At 38.7% G+C, this 21,091-nt stretch carries 14 protein-coding genes and 1 tRNA gene; 9 read left to right on the top strand and 6 right to left on the bottom strand.

All coding sequences use genetic code 11. The features are described from left to right. Positions 1–26: 26 nt before the first annotated feature. Entirely contained in the window at positions 27–1,862 is a 1,836-nt protein-coding gene (locus CRS_RS02200) for a RagB/SusD family nutrient uptake outer membrane protein (RefSeq protein WP_142722448.1), read from the bottom strand. Between the two features lie 10 nt (positions 1,863–1,872). After that, positions 1,873–4,890, bottom strand: coding sequence for a TonB-dependent receptor (locus tag CRS_RS02205; RefSeq protein WP_142722449.1), 3,018 nt, complete (start codon positions 4,888–4,890; stop codon positions 1,873–1,875). 875 nt (positions 4,891–5,765) lie between these two features. Here CRS_RS02205 and kduI point away from each other — a divergent pair. The 9 genes from kduI to CRS_RS02250 all read left to right on the top strand — a co-directional run bounded on the left by kduI (position 5,766) and on the right by CRS_RS02250 (position 16,310). Further along, entirely contained in the window at positions 5,766–6,602 is an 837-nt protein-coding gene (gene kduI, locus CRS_RS02210) for a 5-dehydro-4-deoxy-D-glucuronate isomerase (protein ID WP_142722450.1), read from the top strand. Positions 6,603–6,610: 8 nt separating this feature from the next. After that, positions 6,611–7,393 carry a gluconate 5-dehydrogenase gene (locus CRS_RS02215; RefSeq protein WP_142722451.1) on the top strand — a complete coding sequence of 261 codons (783 nt, stop codon included), beginning with the start codon at positions 6,611–6,613 and terminating at the stop codon, positions 7,391–7,393. A gap of 17 nt (positions 7,394–7,410) precedes the next feature. Next, entirely contained in the window at positions 7,411–8,808 is a 1,398-nt protein-coding gene (gene uxaC, locus CRS_RS02220) for a glucuronate isomerase (RefSeq protein ID WP_142722452.1), read from the top strand. Between the two features lie 9 nt (positions 8,809–8,817). Continuing rightward, complete coding sequence (locus CRS_RS02225) at positions 8,818–9,822, top strand: sugar kinase (protein WP_142722453.1); 1,005 nt, start codon at positions 8,818–8,820, stop codon at positions 9,820–9,822. Positions 9,823–9,824: 2 nt separating this feature from the next. After that, a complete protein-coding gene (locus tag CRS_RS02230) occupies positions 9,825–10,493 on the top strand; it encodes a bifunctional 4-hydroxy-2-oxoglutarate aldolase/2-dehydro-3-deoxy-phosphogluconate aldolase (RefSeq protein WP_142722454.1) in 669 nt (222 codons plus the stop codon). Positions 10,494–10,716: 223 nt separating this feature from the next. After that, complete coding sequence (locus CRS_RS02235; RefSeq protein WP_142722455.1) at positions 10,717–12,240, top strand: MFS transporter; 1,524 nt, start codon at positions 10,717–10,719, stop codon at positions 12,238–12,240. Positions 12,241–12,288: 48 nt separating this feature from the next. Continuing rightward, entirely contained in the window at positions 12,289–13,752 is a 1,464-nt protein-coding gene (locus CRS_RS02240) for a tagaturonate reductase (RefSeq protein ID WP_142722456.1), read from the top strand. 5 nt (positions 13,753–13,757) lie between these two features. After that, positions 13,758–15,371 (top strand): UxaA family hydrolase, encoded by a 1,614-nt coding sequence (locus CRS_RS02245; protein ID WP_142722457.1) that lies wholly within the window; start codon positions 13,758–13,760, stop codon positions 15,369–15,371. A gap of 213 nt (positions 15,372–15,584) precedes the next feature. After that, positions 15,585–16,310, top strand: coding sequence for a WG repeat-containing protein (locus tag CRS_RS02250; RefSeq protein ID WP_142722458.1), 726 nt, complete (start codon positions 15,585–15,587; stop codon positions 16,308–16,310). 199 nt (positions 16,311–16,509) lie between these two features. Here CRS_RS02250 and CRS_RS02255 read toward each other — a convergent pair whose 3' ends face one another. The 4 genes from CRS_RS02255 to CRS_RS02270 form a co-directional block, all read right to left on the bottom strand. Further along, positions 16,510–17,538, bottom strand: a complete 1,029-nt coding sequence (locus CRS_RS02255; RefSeq protein ID WP_142722459.1) for a LacI family DNA-binding transcriptional regulator — start codon at positions 17,536–17,538, stop codon at positions 16,510–16,512. Positions 17,539–17,868: 330 nt separating this feature from the next. Then, positions 17,869–18,894 carry an NAD(P)-dependent alcohol dehydrogenase gene (locus CRS_RS02260; RefSeq protein WP_142722460.1) on the bottom strand — a complete coding sequence of 342 codons (1,026 nt, stop codon included), beginning with the start codon at positions 18,892–18,894 and terminating at the stop codon, positions 17,869–17,871. A gap of 889 nt (positions 18,895–19,783) precedes the next feature. Beyond that, positions 19,784–19,855, bottom strand: a tRNA-Arg gene (locus CRS_RS02265). A 459-nt stretch (positions 19,856–20,314) separates the two neighbouring features. After that, entirely contained in the window at positions 20,315–21,085 is a 771-nt protein-coding gene (locus CRS_RS02270) for an alpha/beta hydrolase (protein ID WP_142722461.1), read from the bottom strand. Positions 21,086–21,091 lie beyond the last annotated feature (6 nt).

The following is a 21,091-nucleotide window of genomic DNA, read 5'->3' on the forward strand; positions in this document are numbered from 1 at the left end:
TTGATATGAATGTAAAATTAAACTGTCTAGTATCCGTAATCCTGGGTAAGATTATAATTTGAATTGATCACGTCCAGTGCTATAGGAAGAAGTTCCTTTTTATTAGGCTGGAAATAATAGGCATAACTTTTCACCGGATCTCCGTTGATGTAAGGCTGTGTCATGGCAAGTCTCCAGTTGATTTTTGTATATCCTGAAGGCGTGGCAACACTCTGGTTAGGATTGTAGAAAACGTCAGCTTTGTTGATTCCATTCACATACAGATCCATATCCAGTACATTTTGCTGTGCTGTTTTTGTCGGAACATAATTGACAACGGTTGATGCCGGTTTTTTATAAAAGATATATTCTGGAACGTTGGCATAAGCTCCTGTACCGTTCATGAAATCTGTTAATTTCTGTCTGGTTTCATTGATCTTTGTTTCCAGAAGATTCCAGCGGATCAGGTCGTATTTTCTCAACCCTTCACCTCCGAATTCCAGCAGTCTTTCCTGTACAATATAATTAAAGAATGCGTTTTTAGAAGTCGGAATTGTTCCTACCTGGCCTAAATTTCCCGCGTATGCTCTCTGTCTTACAGCCATTACCGCATCAATAGCTTCCTGAGATGGTCCGCTGTGAAGTTCATTATCTGCTTCCGCAAACATTAGTAAAATATCGGCATATCTCAACAATGGCCAGTCTATCCCTAAATTCTGTGAAGTTCCTGTAATACTGGTCCATGATTTTCTGAATTTCCCGTCATTCCAGTTGATGGAGGTCTGAAGATCTTCCTGCTTGCTGGTGCTTACTCTAAAGATGGCAACATTGACGTCTCTTCTCAGGTCATATTTGCTGAATTCATAGAAATAAGTGGGTATCGCACTGATTCCGCCTGCTGATTTCCAGTCTGAGTCATCATGTCTTAATCCGTTATAATAACCAATCTTTGAATCTGTTCTTGAGTTCCCTCCAAACGCTCCGATGGCAAAAATAACTTCATTCGTTGTATCCTGACTGTTGGTATGCAGGGATCTGAAAAGCCCTTCATAACTAGGATTTAATTTATGCTGCCCGGAATTGATGATTTCTTTACATTCATCATAAGCAATCTGATAATATTTTTGAGGATTAGTACCCTGTACCATCAGTTGAGGACTTCTTCTGAGAGAATATCCGGCTCTTGCCAAAGCAATTCTCGCTCTTAATCCTTTTACCGCAGCCTTTGATAATCTTTGAGCCGTGGTGCCTCCTTCTGATTTCCAAGGCACTAAAGCAGATGCCTTTGCAAGATCTTCCAGCATCTGATCATAGATAATGTCACGATCGGTTTTAGGCAGATATACTGAAGGAAGATCTGCTGAAGGACGGTCCTGGAAAGGAACATCACCCCAGTTTTTAATAAGATCATAGTAGAACAGTGCTCTTAAGGTCAATGCTTCTCCAAGATAACGGTCCATCAGCTTTTTATCAGCTGCGGATCCGGTTTGATAAACAGGGGAAAGGGGAATATTTTTAATCACAAGATTAGCTCTTTCAATACCCGTGTACGTATCCAGAAAAGGTCTTAACAATTCTGTATTGGTGGGAACTGCTCCAAAGCAGCTTACACCTCTTCGGTCATTGGCGTTGTAGTCTCCTGATGTCCTGAAATCGTCTCCTGACTGGGAAAGGATAAGGTTCATTCTCTGTCCATAGGTATTGTCACCCATAGCACTGTTATAAACTCCCACAAGCGCAGCAAAAGTATCCGGTGCTGAGTCGAACTGTTGTTTTTCTGCGGTATTGGAAAGGTTTTCTACCTCTAAATAGTCGCTGCATGAGTTCAGGGTCATCGCGCAGAAAAGAGATAAGAAAAGGCTTGCAAATTTATTTTTGTTCATAGCGTTCGTTTTAGAAAGTGATATCTACTCCTGATAAGATGAATCGGCTTCTTGGGTAAGCTGAATAATCAACTCCCGGAGTTAATGGGTTTCTTCTTGTATTGGCTTCCGGATCAAATCCTGAATAGCCGGTAATCGTAAATAAATTATTCACAGTAGCATACAGTCTCAGGTTTTTAACTCCGATGGCTTCCAGAGATCCTTTGGGAAGGCTGTATCCTATGGTCAGGTTATTCAGTCTTAAGAAAGAACCGTCTTCAATCGCATAAGAATGCAGAAAGTATGCTCCTGCAGGTGGAGTCCACATCGTTGTATTGGCATTCAGAGCTGCAAGGGCGGTTGGGTCGGTTACTTTATTTCCCGCATTGTCAAACCATCTCCAACGGTCTGCCACTTCAGCCAGCATATTGTTATCTTTATACAGATATTGAGTTGTATATTCTACTTTGTTGGCATTATACACCTTATTTCCTATGGAGAAATTGAAAAGAAGGCTCATATCCCAGTTCTTATAGCGGAAGGTCTGGGTAAAACCACCGTAGAATTTAGGCTGTGCGCTTCCAAGGTCAGTCATGTCTTTACTGTCAATTACGCCGTCACCGTTAAGGTCCTGAAGTTTAAGATCCCCAGGCTGTACAGCTTTAGCGCCGTTGGCCACAGCAGCAGAACTTGCAATACCAGCTTTTAAAGTATAGAGCTGAGTGTCTGCATCATAGTTAAAATCACTCACCTCATACCTTCCCGCCGTAACATATCCCCAATATGTACCTACAGGTTTACCTACCTGTACCAGAAAGTCAAACAGGTTATTCTGCCATCCGGAAGGGTAGTAGTAAGAATTGGAACTTGCAGAAGCATTGTTTCCTAAACTTTTGATTGTATTTCTGTTGGAAGAGATATTGGCATCAATTTTCCATGAGAAATTTTCCTTATTGATAATAGTACTTCCCATTGATAATTCTATTCCTTTGTTTTCACTGCTTCCTGAATTCTGATATTGGAACTCATACCCCGAAGTCTGTGGTATTTTGGCCAGTAATAAAAGGTCCTTTGTATGCGTTTTGTAGACATCAATAGTACCATAAAGTCTTCCTTTAAATAAACCAAAGTCAAGACCCGCATTATAAGAAGTTGCAGTCTCCCATCTCACGTTGGGGTTTGCCATGATATTTCCTGTTGTAGCACCGGGGGTAACACTGGTCCCGAAAGCATATCCATAGTCTGAAGAAGAGGTGAAGAAAGTATCATATAAAAAGGCCCCGATTCTGTTATTTCCCGATTTTCCGTATCCTAAACGAAGTTTCAGTTCATTGACAAAATTGCTCTGTTTTAAGAAGTTTTCTTCTTTGATTTTCCATGCTAAAGAGGCCGCCGGGAAGTACCCCCACTGGTTGGGTCCAGGCTTGAATACGCTGGATCCGTCAGCTCTCATGGATACTGTTGCAATATATTTATTATTATAGATATAGTTTACTCTTCCGAAGAAAGACGCAAGGCGGTCTACTTCTCTTGCTGTTTTAGGAGCATCCTGAATCATTCCTGATGGAGGAGAAGCCAGCTGTGAATTGGCAAATGCTTCCTGTGCTGTAGAAGATTTCGGGAACCATTTGATATTGATAGACGTCGATTCTCCATCTGTTCTTACTGTTTCCTGGCCTGCCAGCAAATCCAACTTATGATTTCCAAATGCCCTTCTATAATTCAGGGTGTTGGTATTAGTAATTCTTCTGGTTTGAGAATTGCTTAAAAATACTACAGGCTGATCATTATTCTGTCTTGCAAGGCTGGTCACCGGACCGGAAAACTGATTGACAATCTGGTCTCTCTGCACATATCCGATAACACTTCGGAAAGTAAAGTCTTTACTGATTTTATAATCAAGCGTTGCATTCAGCAATAAATCGTTTCTTCCGCTTTCTTTTACTTCATCATTGGCCAGGAGTATCGGGTTGACAAGATTGGTCTGGTCTGCAAATAACGGATCAAAATCATCCACATTTACGGTAGAACCGCCTTCAAAAGGCTGATACCTCACGGCATTTCTCAGTCGGTTGGTGGTTTGCGAACCGGAAGCAGAGGTCCCGGCCCCATAAATCATTTGACGGCTGTAACGGGCATTAAGGCCTATGCTCAGCTTTTTTGAAATATCATAATCGTACCTGAAGTTGGCCATATTTCGTTTGAATCCGGAACCGATCATGATTCCGTCTTCTTCCACATTATTTAAAGTCAGGGAAAAGGCAGAATTTTCATTTCCGCCGGATAATGATACGTTATGGGTAAAGTTGAATGCCTCTCTTCCAAACAGCTTATCCTGCCAGTTTACATTCTTCACAGATTTATATTTATCCAGCTGGTCAAATGTTCCGTATCGGGTGTTGAAGGTTTCAATATCTTTCAGGTCTCCATTCTTGTAGTATTGTTCATACTGGTATAGTACATACTGATAAGGATCCAGAACACCTATTTTATTCTGAATGCTTCTTACGCCTACAAAACCATTATAATTGATCGTTGTCTTTCCTTTTTTACGGCCTCCTTTTGTTGTGATCAGAACAACACCGTTGGCTCCCCTTGACCCGAATATGGAGGTTGATGAAGCGTCTTTTAACACTTCAATTGATTCTATTTCCTTGGGAGATAAGATCGTCAGGGCATTATCCATCTGTACACCATCTACAATATAGAGTGGGGCATTGCTTTGGGTAATGGAGTTTCCACCGCGGATTACAATATCCACATCAGCTCCGGGAGATCCCTCACTCAGGGAAACCTGCACTCCGGCCAGTCTTCCCTGGATGGCTTCAGCAGCATTGGTGGACGGCATATCTTTAAGCGCTTCGCCTTTCACCGAAGAAACAGCGTTGGTAACATCTTTTTTAGAAACCTTTGTATATCCCACTAAAACCACATCATCCAGTTTGGTTTCTTTATCTTTTTTCGTTTCTTTTTCTTGAGCCATTGCAAGGACAGGAAGCAGAAAAACAGTTAAATATAACCACTTTATTGATTGTACTCTTTTATCCATTGTGTATCCTTATAGTTTTAATTCTTGGTTGAAAGTTTTTTCAATCGTTCTTGTTTAGGACTGTTAAGTATTCTGCGGATTTTAGTGGTCATGAAGCTTTTTAATATTTCTTTACGCTTTAGTGCAATCGATTGCGTAATTTTTTGTAAAACATTATTCTGGCTCCTAAACTAATATTATTTTTCAATATGCAAAGAAAAAAATATTATTTTTTTATTAATTTGATGGTTTGAATAAAAATATTTAAACTGGATGTTGCGGGTTTTTATCGTCTAACCTGCTGTAAATAAGGGTAATGTTTGTTTGTACTGAATGTTTTGTGTTTAGGTAGAAATTTTTCTTTTTTTAATGTTTATGATTTAGAAAACTTAAAAATAACTTAAAATTCATGCGATTTTTGTATCCTTAAAATCCCTAAATGAGCATCCGGGAATAAAATTTTGATGTATTTTCTGATTTTTGTCATCTTTTTGATCGGTTTTTTGAATGTTGATTTTATTGTTTTTAATAATATATCCCAATATATATAGTATATCCTGTAAAAGTGTTTAATTTTTGTGGATTCAATATCTTGAAAATGTCGTTTTATTTTGGCATGATTTTATATTTTTCAGCTCGCTTCGTCCTGTTTTTGGTTAATTTTTTTTAACGAAACAGTTTTTAATCTGATGAGAATTGGGGTTGTATTTAATTTTATATACCTGATAATCAGTTTATTTAAAATTTAAATTAATTTTTTGTTAACTAATTGAAGAATAATTCTATATTTATCCCACAAGTATTTCTGCGAATTTTAGTGTAATTTTATGCAATCGATTACACAATGTTTAACAGGTTTGAGAAAACCGCAAAAAAGAAAAAGTAAAAATAGAAGTATGGTACAGTCAGAATTTCGTTACGCCCACCATCCGGAAGATGTTAAAAAGTATACCACAGAAGATCTTAGGAGGGAGTTTCTGATCGATGATTTATTCAATGAGGATAAGATAAAATTAGTCTATTCTATGTATGACAGGCTTATTGTAGGAGGGATAATGCCTTCTTCAAAAGCTTTGACGCTGGAACCTACAGAGGATCTGAAAGCTGAACATTTTCTTGACAGAAGAGAGCTTGGAGTCATCAATGTGGGTGGCCCCGGAAAAGTAACTGTAGATGGAACGGTATATAAGCTTGGGAACAAAGAAGCCTTATATGTTGGAAAAGGAGCTCAGGAAGTCATTTTTGAGAAAGATGGCGAAGAACAAACCTATTTCTATATCAATTCAGCGCCGGCGCATCATTCATATCCCACAAAGAAAATCACGAAAAATGAAGCGGAAATTGTGAAATTGGGTGAGGAAAAGTACGCCAACAAACGTACGATCAATAAACTGATTGTGAATTCTGTGGTGGAAACATGTCAGCTTCAGATGGGAATGACGGAACTGCACCCGGGAAGTGTATGGAATACAATGCCTGCCCATACCCATGCCAGAAGAATGGAAGCATACTTCTATTTTGAGCTGGAAGAAGGGCAGACGGTAAGCCATTTTATGGGACAGCCTCATGAAACCCGACATTTGTTTATGACCAACAGACAGGCTGTACTGTCTCCGGAATGGTCTATTCATTCAGGAGTAGGAACAACTCATTATACTTTTATCTGGGGTATGGCCGGAGAAAATATGGACTACGGTGATATGGACGGTATCAAAACAAACGAACTAAAGTAATTTTTCCCATGAATTTATTTGATTTATCCAATAAAGTAGCTGTTGTAACAGGCGGTACTCACGGATTAGGAATGGCCATGGCGGAAGGCCTGGCTGCTGCTGGTGCTGAGCTGGCAATTACCAGCACTACACCATCGAAACTAGAAGAAGCTTTGAATTATTACCACGAAAAAGGGTATCAGGCAACCGGTTATGTTTTTGATGTAACGGATGAGCTGGAAGCTGCTCAGAAAGTAGCTTTGATGGAAGCTGCCCATGGAAAAATAGACATCCTTGTCAACAATGCGGGAATCATCAAACGTATCCCGGCTATTGATATGGAAGTGGAAGACTTTAGAAAAGTAATCGATGTGGATCTTACCGGACCTTTTATCATGTCGAAATTAATCGGGAAATATATGATCAAAAGAAAATCCGGGAAAATTATCAACATCTGTTCGATGATGAGTGAGCTGGGACGCGATAATGTAGTGGCGTATGCTTCTGCAAAAGGCGGCCTTAAAATGCTTACTAAAAATCTGGCAACAGAATGGGCAAAACATAATATTCAGGTGAACGGAATAGGTCCCGGATATTTTGCAACGTCCCAGACAGAACCCATCCGTGTGGATGGAAATCCTTTTAACGATTTTATCATCAGCAGAACTCCGGAAGGAAGATGGGGAAACCCGGAAGACCTGGCAGGAACAGCTATTTTCCTGGCTTCTGATGCAAGCAGATTCATCAACGGACAGATTATTTACGTTGACGGCGGAATTCTCGCCACCATTGGAAAACCTGCTAATGAATAACTACAGATTAGACTAGAATGAAACCTTTTATAACAGATCAATTTTTATTACAAAATAAATACGCTGAAGAACTTTACTTCAGATTTGCAGAAAAACAACCTATCATTGATTATCATAATCATCTGATCCCTAAAGACATCGCAGAAGACACCGTTTTTGAAAATATCTCCAAAGTATGGATTGCCGGTGACCATTACAAATGGAGAGCCATGCGCACCATGGGAGTGAACGAAAAATTCATTACAGGTGATGCTACTGACAAAGAGAAATTTGAAGCATGGGCAAAAACGGTTCCTTATACATTAAGAAATCCATTATACCACTGGACTCATCTGGAACTAAAGAGATATTTCGGAATTGATGAGTTATTAAGTGAAGATAATGCATCGGAGATCTATGAGAATATCACTGCTCAGCTTCAGACACCGGAAAAATCCACCAGAGGTTTGCTGAAAATGATGAATGTAGAATCTTTATGTACCACAGAAGATCCTACAGATATTTTAAATTACCATCAGGACCTTGCGAAAAGCGATTTCAGTATTAAAGTAAGCACTGCATTCCGTCCGGACAAAGCAATTTTGATTGAAAATCACAATTTTGCAGATTATATGGTAAAGCTTGGGGTATCTGCAGGTATTGAGATTACCTCATACCAGACTTTATGTGATGCTTTGCTTACAAGAATTGAATATTTCCATAACAATGGCTGCAGGCTGTGCGATCACGGCTTAAACAATATTTCTTTTGAAGAAGCTTCGGAAGCGGAAGTCAATGCTATTTTTAATGATAAACTGGCAGGGAAAGTCATTGCCGAAAAGCAGGTTAATCAATTTAAAACAGCAATTTTACTATTCCTTGGGCAGGCTTATCACAAATACGGATGGGTGCAGCAGTTTCACCTGGGAGCTTTGAGAAATAACAACGAAAGAATGCATAGAATTCTGGGACCGGATACCGGTTGGGATTCTATCGGAGATTTTGTTCAGGCAGAAACCTTGTCTAAATTCTTGAATACACTGGACGGAAAGGATCAGCTGACAAAAACCATTTTGTATAATCTGAATCCTGCTGATAATGAGATTTTCGCTACGATGATCGGCAATTTCAATGATGGAAGCATCAAAGGAAAAGTACAGTTCGGTTCCGGATGGTGGTTCCTGGATCAAAAAGACGGGATGATCAAACAGATGAATGCCCTTTCCAATATGGGATTGATCAGCTGCTTTGTAGGAATGCTTACAGATTCCAGAAGCTTCCTTTCTTATCCGAGACATGAATATTTCAGGAGGGTATTGTGTAATCTTTTCGGAGAAGAAATGAAGAATGGCGAACTGCCGGATGATATTGAACTGATTGGGAAAACCATTTCAGATATCTGCTATCATAACGCGAAAAACTATTTTGATTTTTAATTGAATACCATGAGCAAAATAGTCACATTCGGTGAAGTGATCATGAGGCTTTCCCCACCCGGAAACAGAACCATGAAACAAAGCCATGAAATGGAGTTCTTTTTTGGAGGAACAGAGCTGAATGTCGCTTCTTCATTGGCAACAATGGGCTGCGAAGTACAGCATATCAGCTGTGTATCCGATGACTTTGTCGGAGAATCTGCGGTTTCTTTTATTAAGAGTTTTGGTATTGATACCTCCTTTATCAAAAGGAATGAACATCCTCTGGGACTGTATTTCCTTGAGGTAGGGTCATCGGTTCGTGCCAGCAGAATTGCGTATAACAGGCTGAACGGTTCTTTTGCGAACATCCGGCCTGAAAAAATAGACTGGGAAAAAGCGCTTGAAGGATGCGGATACTTCCACTGGACAGGAATCAGTCCCGGTATTTCGGAATCTGCCTATGAAGCTTTGAAAGAGGGGTTGAAAACCGCTCAACACATGGGGGTTGAAGTTACAACCGATCCTGCCTACCGTTCAAACCTTTGGAAATATGGTAAAAACGGAGCTGAAGTGCTCAAGGAACTGGTTTCATATTCCACTGTTTTTATCGGTGGAGTGAATGAAATTAACGAAATTCTCGGAACCCATTTTTCTTCAGATAAAGAAGGTTTCATGGAAGCCTGCAAAGAATTAAAACAACAGATTCCTTCTGTTCACAGGATTTTTGATAAAATCAGAATAGGTGTTACCGCGAGTTCCCAACAGACACAGGGAAGAGCATGGGTCGACGAGAAGTATTTTGAAACCGATCTTCTGGAAATCAATCCTGTTGTAGACAGAATCGGGACAGGAGACGCTTTTGCCGCGGGGTTGATTTATGGGTTGAAAAATTTTGATGACGAAAAAGCATTGAATTTCGCAAACGCAGCCTGTGCTGTAAAACATACCATCCCCGGGGATATTAACTATTCAAGTACAGAAGATATTCTGGAAGTGATGAACGGAAATTCAGGAGGAAGAATAAAAAGATAATTATGGCAAGATTTAGTCGTATAGAAGTAGCCCTAAAAGCTAAGCAGACAGGCATCGTTCCTGTATTTTATCACGCAGATGCTGAAGTTTGCAAGAAAATTGTAAAAGCCTGTTTTATGGGAGGCGCCCGCGTTTTTGAATTTACCAATAGAGGAGATTTTGCTCATGAGGTTTTCGCCGAGCTGATACAATATGCAGCCAGAGAAATTCCTGAAATGATATTGGGAATAGGTTCTGTCATTGATCCGGCAACGGCCTCTTTATATATTCAGAATGGAGCCAACTTTATTGTAGCGCCTTCTTTAAACCCGGAAGTAGCAAAAGTTTGTAACCGGAGAAAAATTGCGTGGATGCCCGGCTGTGGTTCCGTTTCTGAAATTTCTTATGCAGAGGAATTAGGTGCTGAAATTGTAAAAATATTCCCGGCAACACAGGTGGGAGGTCCGGAATTTATCAAGGCGGTAAAAGACCCGATGCCATGGTCAAATATTATGCCTACAGGCGGAGTGATTCCCACCAAAGAAAATATTACCGAATGGATTTCTGCAGGAGCCTATTGTGTAGGATTAGGTTCGCAGCTGTTTGTGAAAAATGAGGGAGGAGAATATGACTATGAAAAGATTACAGAAGCTGTTGCCCGTTCGATTCAGGTTATTAATGAATTAAGATAATGATCCTTACATTTTGTTTTAAACCAGCAAGAAATTTAAAAACTAAGTAAAAACTTTGAAAAGAGTTACCATTGAAGCTCAACTTAATTGTTTTTCAATTCTTTAATTAAATAATAATGGTTTAAAAAATTAATAGATTCTGTGCTTAAATAGCATGGAAAGGATAGTTTTTGTCTTGTTCTATTGTTAAAATCAATAAAAATCAATACTATTAATGATTGATATGAAAAAAGAAATATCTCCGAAACCGAGTACCTTCAGATGGACGATCTGCCTGCTCCTTTTTATTGCAACGACCATCAATTATATGGATCGGCAGGTACTGTCACTCACATGGAAAGATTTCATCGCTCCGGAATTTCACTGGAACAATAATGATTACGGAAATATCACCGCATTGTTTTCTATTTTCTACGCAATAAGTATGCTTTTTGCCGGAAAGTTTGTAGACTGGATGGATACCAAAAAGGGATTTCTCTGGGCTATCGGAATCTGGTCTGTAGGAGCGGTACTTCATGCGTTCTGCGGAATTGCTACTTCAGGGGTCCTGACAGGAAGCTGGTGGGTAGGTTTTGAAGAATCCAAAGAGATTATCGGAAGGGTAGATCATGTGGGAGCCATTATCAGTACCAGCGTGACATTGTTTATTTTTGCCCGTTTCGTTCTGGCTGTTGGGGAAGCAGGTAATTTTCCTGCTGCAATAAAAACCACTGCTGAGTATTTTCCTAAGAAAGACAGGGCGCTGGCTACCAGTATCTTTAATGCCGGAGCTACGGTTGGAGCATTGGCTGCGCCGGTTACGATTCCTTTTATCGCAAAATCGATGGGTTGGGAATGGGCATTTATCATCATCGGAGCATTAGGTTTTGTGTGGATGGGGCTTTGGGTATTTTATTACAAAAAACCTCACGAGCATCATAAGGTTAATAAGCATGAGCTTACCTATATTCAGCAGGATCAGGATGATCTGCCTGCGGATTCGCCAGTGTTGGAAAAGAAATTTTCTTTCAAGGAATGTTTTAGTCACAGACAGACCTGGGCTTTTGCTTTTGGAAAGTTTATGACGGATGGCATCTGGTGGTTTTTCCTGTTCTGGACACCGGCATATTTAAGTTCCGTTTACAAAATGGATTCTACACAGAGTGCCTTTCCTCTTTTCGTTCTTTATATGATCACTTTATTGTCGATTATAGGAGGATGGCTTCCTAAATATTTTGTGGAGAAAAAAGGCATGGATGCTTATTCCGGAAGGATGAAAGCGATGTTGATCTTCGCATTCTTCCCGCTGCTGGCTCTGCTGGCACAACCGTTAGGTTCTGTTTCCTACTGGATTCCGGTTCTGATTATCGGAATTGCAGGAGCAGCACATCAGGCATGGTCTGCCAATATTTTCTCTACGGTAGGCGATATGTTTCCCAAAAAAGCCATTGCAACCATTACCGGAATCGGAGGAATGGCAGGTGGAATCGGTTCATTTTTAATCAATAAATCTTCAGGAGTTCTGTTTGATTATGCTCATAAAGCGTGGACTACTGTGGACGGAATGCCTTTACTGGAAAAATATCCGCAATACATCAATGAACGTCTGCCTGAAAATTTTGTTCATGATCTGGAAAAGTCAGGAGTCATTATTTCCGATGGAATAGATAAAGGATACATGATTATCTTCTCCGTATGTGCAGTGGCTTACCTGATTGCCTGGAGTGTTATGAAGACTTTGGTTCCGAAATACAAAGTAATTAAATAGAAATACAAACTATCATACGCAAGGATAGTTTCATTCAAATTAGAAAAAATGGAAAATCAGATAAAACAAAAATTAAATCGTGAATTCAATGGTTCTCAGAAAAAGCTTCCGATTAAAATCATACAGTTTGGAGGAGGGAATTTCATGCGGGGATTCACTGATTATGTGATTGATCAATTGAATAAAAAAGCAGGCTTCAATGCTGGAATTGCCAATGTTCAGCCTACACAGGGTGGTTCTGTTCATAGACTGGAAGAGCAGGATAATCTGTACACCCTTTTTACAAGAGGAATAAAGAAAGATGAAATTATTGATGAAAAGCAGATCATTTCTGCCATTCAGAAATCAATCAATCCGTATACGAATTATGACGAATTCCTTGCACTGGCAAAAGAAGAGGAACTGGAATTTGTTTTCTCCAATACTACAGAAACGGGAATTGCGTATGATGAAACTGAAGATCAATATTCCGGCCCACACAAAAACTTCCCGGCGAAAGTGACGGTTTTATTATATGAAAGATTTAAACATTTCAAAGGAGCATCAGAAAAGGGATTGAGAATCATCCCTTGTGAACTGATTGAAGATAACGCCTTTGTTTTAAAAGATATTATTATTCAATATGCCAGATTATGGAATTTAAAAGAGGACTTTGTGCAATGGATTGAACAGTGTAATTATTTCCACAATACGTTGGTTGACAGGATTGTTCCGGGATATCCAAAAGAGGATGCGGAATCCTACGAAGAGCAGCTGGATTATGAAGACCAGATGATGGTTGTTTCGGAAGTGTTTTTACTTTTTGTCATTCAGGATGCCCATCATCTGAAAGAGAGAATCCCTTTTGATCAGATCAATGAACAGATTCTGGTAGTGGATGATATTGAGCCTTATCGCCTGAGAAAAGTGAGAATTTTGAATGGCGGCCATACTTTAATGCTGGCTCCGGCACTTTTATCAGGAAAAGAAACGGTAAAAGAATCTATTGAGAACCCATTTATCGGACAGTTTTTAAGAGATTCAATTTTCAATGAAGTAAACCCCACTTTAGGGCTGGATGAAAATGAACTGAAAGAGTTTGCGGAAGAAGTGTTTGACAGATTCAGAAATCCTTTTATCAAGCATTACCTGGCAAGCATTGCCTTATATTTTGTTTCTAAATTTAAAGTGAGAATCCTTCCGAGTGTATTGAGATACGTAGAAATTAATCAGAAGCTGCCACTTAATTTAACCTTCTCTCTGGCGGGATTAATCAGATTCTACCAGGGAAATTTTAATGAGAGAGCCCTTCCGTTGAATGATGAAGAGGTCATAATCAGCCGATTCAAAGAAATCTGGGATACCAACGATTATGAAAAGGTAGCAGAACTGGCATTAGGAGAAATTTCTTTCTGGGATACAGATCTTACCTTAGTTGAAGGTTTGAAAGATGCAGTAGCAAAAGCATTGTGGGAAATTGACCATCATGATGTGGAAACAGCCTATCACAATTTTGTTCAATTCTATTCTTAAAAAGCATGCAAAAGAAAATACTGAAGGTAAACCCTGACGATAATGTAGCAGTAGCATTGGTAGATCTTGCAGAGGGTGAAGCGGTTACACTGGGTGATCTTACCTATGAGATGATAAAAGATATAAAAGCCAAGCATAAGTTTGCTACGGAAGATCTTTCAGCAGGAGATTCCATTATGATGTATGGTGTTTTAGTGGGAAAAGCCAGTCAGCCCATCCAAAAAGGCGAGGTGATTACCACCGGAAATGTAAAGCATCAAAGTGCAAAGGTAGAAGGCAAAACAGAAACTGTTTCCTGGAAAGCTCCGGATGTGGAAGAGTGGAAGGATAGAACATTTATGGGCTATCACAGAGAAGACGGGCAGGTGGGAACAGAAAATGTATGGCTGTTTTTTCCTTTGGTTTTTTGTGAAAACAGAAATGTAGAGATTCTAAAAGATGTTTTTGAAAAAGAACTTTTATTTGATAAAGTAACAAAACATCAGCTATTGCTGAGATCTCTGATCAATAACTCAGAGGAAGAAATGATCACTGAAGAAGATCAGGATTCCAGAGTTTTTAAAAATATTGATGTTAAATTCATTACCCATCAGGGAGGCTGTGGAGGCATTCGCCAGGATGCTGAAGCCTTGGGCCGTTTATTGGCGGGCTACGTCAACAATCCCAATGTTGCCGGAGCAACCGTTTTAAGCCTTGGATGTCAGAATCTGCAGGTTCAGATTTTTAAAGATGCCCTTGAAAAGATCAGTCCCAACCATAAAAAACCGATTATCGTGTATGAACAGCAGAAGTCGGGAACAGTGGATGAAATGCTGAGCGGGATCATCAAGGATTCCTATGAAGCGATTAAAAAAGCCAACGAAATTGAAAGAAAACCGGCATCTGTTTCAAAGCTTGTATTAGGATTGGAATGTGGTGGTTCAGATGGTTTTTCAGGAATTTCTGCCAATCCGGTTTTAGGGCGTCTGTCAGATCTGATGGCAGGAATCGGAGGTGCTACTATTCTTTCAGAATTCCCGGAATTGTGCGGAGTAGAGCAGGAATTGGTGAACCGCTGTGTGAATGAAAAAGATGCAGAAAGATTTTTACAGCTGATGAAAGATTTTGAAGAATCAGTCGTTGCTGCAGGATCTGGCTTTGATATGAATCCGTCACCGGGGAATATTAAAGATGGATTAATTACGGATGCCATGAAATCTGCAGGAGCGGCTAAAAAAGGAGGTTCATCACCCATCAATGATGTCCTTGATTTTACGGAATACATTCAGAAACCGGGACTGAATTTATTATGCACACCCGGAAACGATGTAGAATGTACCACTGCTTTGGTAGGTTCAGGCTCTAATGTTGTGTTATTTACAACAGGCCTGGGAACACCTACCGGAAATCCTGTAGTTCCTGTGGTAAAAATATCGTCCAATACTTCTCTTTCCGAGAGAATGCCTGATATTATTGATTTTAATACAGGAGATGTCATCACAGGAGAAAAAACGATCGATGAAAAGGCAGAGGAACTGCTGGAATTTATCATCAAAATAGCCAGCGGAGAAGTAAAAACCAAAGCTGCTATTTTAAACCAAAATGATTTTATCCCCTGGAGAAGAGGAGTAAGTTTGTAAAATGTTTTTTTAATTATAAATATTAATTAGGATTGAAAATGCTTTCTGCGTAGTGCAGAAGGCATTTTCTTTTACCATAGATAAAAAACGCTGTATATTTGGGCATTATTCAAAGACTGAATGATCGGTTTGATAAGAAGGAATTGTGTTAAACTGGCTGATTTCTGATGTATTGATAATAAAAGAGACATATTTACTATTTACAAAAAAACTATGGATAATCCTCTAGAGCTCTATCAGACTATTTTTATATCCGAAGAATTTGAAAATGCCATTTTTCAGCATAAAGACGGAAAAGTATATACTGCTAATCAATATAATATTACAGGAGAACTCAACGTATCAAAAATCGTTGATTATTCAAATGGGATGGTTAGGTTTTATAATAATATAGAAGGCAGGAAAAAATGGGGTGTAATGCAGATAACAGGTTTAGAGATTATACCTCCTGTTTATGATTATATTTCTCCTTTGATAGACGAAACATATTTTAAGATTTTTACAGGAGATTATGACTGGAAATATGATGAAGAATCCAGTAACCTTTTTTATGACTTTTTATGTGATCACGGATCTTGGAACGGCGATCAGTATAAAGGACGATTAGGCCAGGGAAAGTGGGGCTTAATTAATACTCAAAATCAGATACTCATTCCTGTGGAATACCAGTGGATAGATCTATTGGATAAAAACAGCGTATGCTGCAATGTGGGAGACAGCCCCATTATAAAATGGTACCTGGGAGATGATAAAAAAGATATACTGTCAATAGGCGGCGGATTATGGAAAGTCGTCCATCTAAGCCGTTTTTGGGACATAGAAACCGAATTGGGGCAGTACTATGATGTCATAAGCCAATTCCCTGAAGAATATAAAAAACATACAGGACTTGATTACTATAGTCTTTCCTATGAATCCCAAAAGATTCATCAGTTTTAAGCTTATAGGTTGCTGTCTGTATGAACATGAAAAACAGCAATCGTATTCAGTAGGAACGGGCTTTAGCCGTTTAATAAAAGTAAAAGTACAATAGGCTTCAGCCAAAACTTATACAAAACACATTAGATTTTTTTTTATCAGAATGACAAGTGTAGTGTTTTGATTTACAATGATTTGTGAAATTGAGACACAAAGAAAATTACTTCTTTTTTGAAGACTTTCTGATATGAAGCTGTGGAGTAAGCACTACCTTTTTCTCAATAGAAACTCCCGAACCGTTTTCTTTTACGCTTTCTAAAAATACCTGTCCGGCCATTTTTCCCATCAACACAGGAGTCTGGTCTACCGAACTGATCGGAAGTTCCATAAACTGGGTGAAAGGTTCATTGGAAAAACCAATAATAGCGACTTCCTGCGGGATTTTAATGCTTCGTTTTTTCAATTCCTGGCATGCCCCTAGAGCTGCAAAGTCACTGGAAGAGAATATAGCATCAGGAACCGATTTTTTACCCCAAAGTTTTTTGATCGCTTCCGTTCCTTCATCAATGGAGCTGCCTGTAGAAATAATATTGTCTTCTTTTACAGGAAGATGATGATCCGCTAAGGCCTGTTTATAACCATTAAGACGGTTCTGATAAATTTCAAGATTAAGATCGCCGGCAAAATGACAGATATTCCTGTAACCTTCTTTGATCAGGTGTTCTGTCGCCATATATCCTCCGCGATAATCATCAATAGTTACTGTGCTGACACCTGCAATATCTTTTTTACGGTCAAAAAAGATAATCGGAGTATTGGAAGTATCGAGAATATTTCTGATGTGGCTGATATCTGTTGTTGTTTTGGATACCGACATGAAAATACCATCTACCTGAGCATTCAGTAAGGTGTTAAGCTGTCGTTTTTCAATATTGACATCTTCGTGGCTCTGGCAAATGATAACATGATATCCCAATGGAGAAAGCTCTTCCTCAATTCCCCTTATTACTGAGGAGAAGAAGTTGGTGTTGATGTAGGGAACAATAATCCCGACATTTTTGGTTTCACCACTTTTCAACGCTTTGGCAAGGTTGTTTTGCTTATAGTTCATTTCCTTGGCCGTTTTACGGACCAGCTCTTTGGTAGCCTCACTTATTCTCGGATGGTCGTTCAATGCTCTCGAAACAGTTGCCACACTTACGTTGAGCTTGTTGGAAATATCATAAATGGTGGCATTTTTCTTATTCATACCGTTTTTTTCTGAACGTTTTTAAGATGTCTGAGTGAAAGACGTTATTGACGTAAATTTAATCAAATTATGGCTATTTGAAAGGAAAAAAGCATTTTTTAAACCGGTTTTATATGGATTATAGGTTATTTTGATTTTTATTGAATTTAAATGCTTGGTTTTGCGGTGGATAGGGTTGTTTTGAATGAAAATAAAATACAATAAAGATCAAAATGGAAGCATCTGGAAAAGTTCTGCTGTAAATGATTTCCCGATAAAAAAAATCATACAGAGAGGAATAAAAAACCGGAAGCAGTAATACTTCCGGTATATATTGTATGTTCATTTTCATTATGGGATAAGAACAGCTCTTCCTTTGATCTTGCCGTTCCTCATACGATCATAAACTTCATTGGCCTGATCCAGCTTGTACTGCTCAATTTCAATATGAATTTTTTTCTGACGCGCCAGTCCTACAACCTCCATGAGTTCAATTCTGGAACCCCAGTAAGGATTGGTCATGCTTACTCCAAACGGAAGGCCCGACATGCTGTACTGATAGTGTCCGCCTCCTAATCCCACAATGGTAAGATCTCCGTCTAAGCTCACAATTTTGGTTCCCAGTTCAATGGTTGACGTAGCTCCCACAAAGTCAATCACCACTTTAGCTTTTTTGATTCCAGTGATTTTTTGAATCTGTTCTGCAGCATCTGTATCTTTGGAATTAACGGTAAATGTGGCTCCAAGCTCTCTTGCAAAGGCCAGTTTCTCCTCTGTTACATCACAGGCAATGATGGTACTGCCACTTACTTCTCTCAGAATCTGCAACGCGACATGTCCCAGTCCTCCGACACCTATTACCACTACATATTCATCAGGAGTCAGTTTAGGCAGCGATCTTTTAATAGCAGAGTAAGGCGTTAATGCAGCATCTGTAAGCGGTGCGGCAATGATAGGATCTAAATCATAGATCGGAACCAATAAACGGGAAGAGGGGACAAGCATATATTCTGCCATACCGCCATCAAGCCCTAAACCACCTCCATAGGCCATTTCTGACTGGTGATCACAATAGTTTTCTTTGGATTGCTGACAAGGTTTACAATGGCCGCATCCCCATGGGCCATAGACCAGAACGGCATCTCCTTTTTTATATCCTTTAACATCAGGGCCCAGTTCTTCGATCCAACCCGCATTTTCATGCCCTAGAGTAAATACTGAACCTCCTACAGTTCCCTCATCAATAATATGAAGATCAGAATGGCACACTCCGGCGCCTCCGATTTTCAATACAACTTCATCTCCTTTAGGAACTGGTTTTTCCATATCATTGATCACACGGACATCTTTGTGTCCGAAAAAACGTACTGCTTTCATGACTTAAGAATTTAAAACTTATACCTTAAAAATACGAAAATAGATTCTAAATAACGAGCAATTCGCTTGTTAATAAACTAATATATATCAGTAAATCAAGAAATAAATTCAAGTGTTGCTTGTTTAGGAATTCTTACATTAAAAGAAATATGAAAGGTTTTTCATTGCGGTATGATCCGGATCATATTTTGTGATATAAGCACTTATTATATTTGCCCCATTGAAATTTCATATTTCTGACAAATTACAGTATAACCTTCCGATGATTCGGGAGGTTTTTTTGTTTGGTAACAGAAATAGATACCACAAAAAGTCAATTTTCATTAAACAGTGATATGGTTGGCATATGCATTGTTAATGTTAAAACAAGTTATTAAGAGAACTTTTATTTAACACCACATCATTTAACTTATAATTCATTTTTGCACTTTTTACCTCCCAGTTGCTCAGGAGGTATTTTTATGATGTCACACATACATATTACTTCATAAAAATTGTATATTCAGGTGTTCTTTGAATGTTTTCGACAGAACATATTTTCAGCTCCTGGGCAACCAGGAGTTTTTTTGGGGGTACTTATAAAACCATATTTTAATATATCTCGTATATCCAATCACAACTCATACTTTTTTGAGTTTTCATGGTTATTAGTTTTTATCCTCGGAGAGATCCGGGGATTTTTTTGAAGCTACCGGTTAAGAATCCGGTGACAACTTTCCCGGGAAGAGTGTCCGGAGATTTATTAAAAGACATCGGTATTTTAAATGAAGATTGGTTTTGATACAAAAAGGTATCAGTTGAAAAGCGGGTAATTTAGATTGAAACTTTTCAATATTGGGTATTTAATTGGGGGTGCTTTGAGTAAAGTAATGATTTTCAATGTAAATTGTAGCCCCATCAGGGATCGAACCTGAATCTAAAGTTTAGGAAACTTTTATTCTATCCATTGAACTATGAGGCCTGTTGTAAAAGAAGTACTGCTTTTATTTTCCTAAATGACGTTCTCTGAAATTGTTATTAAAATTAGGAACAATATTCAATTCATTTATTAATTAGGGAAGCTATCCGCTAAACCAACGAAGTTTGCTGCCTTTGGAATACAGTAAAGTTACGAAAACGCTTCTATAAAAGGGCTACAGGATAAAAGAATCTGCCCTTTAGGGGCAGATCCAGTAGATAAATACATCTCATTTTTTTAATTAGACAACAATAAAAAGCACAGCCGACAATGCTGTGCTTAAATTTTTATTTCAAATTTAATTGCAATTTCAATAGTAGTAAGAAAAGCAAATAAAGTTTCCACTTCGATGTTTATTACATAGTAAATGTAGTAATAATTTTAATACGAAATATGAATTTAATGTTAAAATTCACAAGTTATCCACAATTTATTGTGGATAACTTGTGGAGTGCCGTAAAATTATTGTTCAGCAAGGTATTTTAAAACAAAATCATTTAAGGTTTTTTTCTCTTCATCACTCCCTTTATTGTCCATCTGACCGTGATTGATGGTGGTAGATTGTACGGTTATATGATATTTTTTTTGTTCCATTTCATTGGGCAGTACGCCTTCATCAGCCGGATAGTCATCAGAACGTAAAGTATAGACTTTGGGAATAGAAGTTCTTGGCAGGAACATTCTCCGGTTGTCCATTGTGATGAGTTTATAGACCAGATTAGGGTGCTGATTAGCGAACAAAGCTGCCATATCACCGCCATTGGAGTGGCCTATTAGCGTCAGGTGTTTATAATCGAGTTCCGGCTTTGTTTTTTTTAGTTCATTAATTACAAATAGAATGTTATCCGAACCATTTTGCCAGAAAGGTCTTCTTACCCTCTGTAAATTTACTTCTGTTGGCAGCAGCCTGTCTGTAATCAGCTCATGCTGAATGCTTACTGTAAAATAGCCTTCTGAAGCCAGTTTTTCGGTTAAATAAGAATAAACAAAGTAATCCCCGCCTTTATTGAAACCATATCCATGGTTGAAGATAATGATCTGCTGGTTAGGAATCTTTTTATTGGTTTTCGGATGGTAAAAGGCAACGGGAATCTTACGTTTTCTGCTTTGATCAAAAAAGGTTAAAGTGTCCAGTTTTACTTCATAATTACGACTTTCAGTGTGTTTATTTTGTACAGTACAGCTGGTTATAAAAAGAGGAATGGAAAAAAGGATAGCAAAGAAATACTTCATGGGTTG

It is taken from the genome of Chryseobacterium sp. ON_d1 (genome assembly GCF_006829085.1).
Lineage (GTDB): Bacteria > Bacteroidota > Bacteroidia > Flavobacteriales > Weeksellaceae > Chryseobacterium.

Bases quoted from the DNA above. Each gene is read 5' to 3' on its own strand.
- CRS_RS02225 (WP_142722453.1), top strand. From the start codon at position 8,818: ATGAGCAAAATAGTCACATTCGGTGAAGTGATCATGAGGCTTTCCCCA.
- CRS_RS02270 (WP_142722461.1), bottom strand. From the start codon at position 21,085: ATGAAGTATTTCTTTGCTATCCTTTTTTCCATTCCTCTTTTTATAACC.
- CRS_RS02200 (WP_142722448.1), bottom strand. From the start codon at position 1,862: ATGAACAAAAATAAATTTGCAAGCCTTTTCTTATCTCTTTTCTGCGCG.
- uxaC (WP_142722452.1), top strand. From the start codon at position 7,411: ATGAAACCTTTTATAACAGATCAATTTTTATTACAAAATAAATACGCT.
- CRS_RS02260 (WP_142722460.1), bottom strand. From the start codon at position 18,894: ATGAAAGCAGTACGTTTTTTCGGACACAAAGATGTCCGTGTGATCAAT.
- CRS_RS02230 (WP_142722454.1), top strand. From the start codon at position 9,825: ATGGCAAGATTTAGTCGTATAGAAGTAGCCCTAAAAGCTAAGCAGACA.
- CRS_RS02240 (WP_142722456.1), top strand. From the start codon at position 12,289: ATGGAAAATCAGATAAAACAAAAATTAAATCGTGAATTCAATGGTTCT.
- CRS_RS02235 (WP_142722455.1), top strand. From the start codon at position 10,717: ATGAAAAAAGAAATATCTCCGAAACCGAGTACCTTCAGATGGACGATC.
- CRS_RS02215 (WP_142722451.1), top strand. From the start codon at position 6,611: ATGAATTTATTTGATTTATCCAATAAAGTAGCTGTTGTAACAGGCGGT.
- kduI (WP_142722450.1), top strand. From the start codon at position 5,766: ATGGTACAGTCAGAATTTCGTTACGCCCACCATCCGGAAGATGTTAAA.
- CRS_RS02245 (WP_142722457.1), top strand. From the start codon at position 13,758: ATGCAAAAGAAAATACTGAAGGTAAACCCTGACGATAATGTAGCAGTA.
- CRS_RS02250 (WP_142722458.1), top strand. From the start codon at position 15,585: ATGGATAATCCTCTAGAGCTCTATCAGACTATTTTTATATCCGAAGAA.
- CRS_RS02255 (WP_142722459.1), bottom strand. From the start codon at position 17,538: ATGAATAAGAAAAATGCCACCATTTATGATATTTCCAACAAGCTCAAC.
- CRS_RS02205 (WP_142722449.1), bottom strand. From the start codon at position 4,890: ATGGATAAAAGAGTACAATCAATAAAGTGGTTATATTTAACTGTTTTT.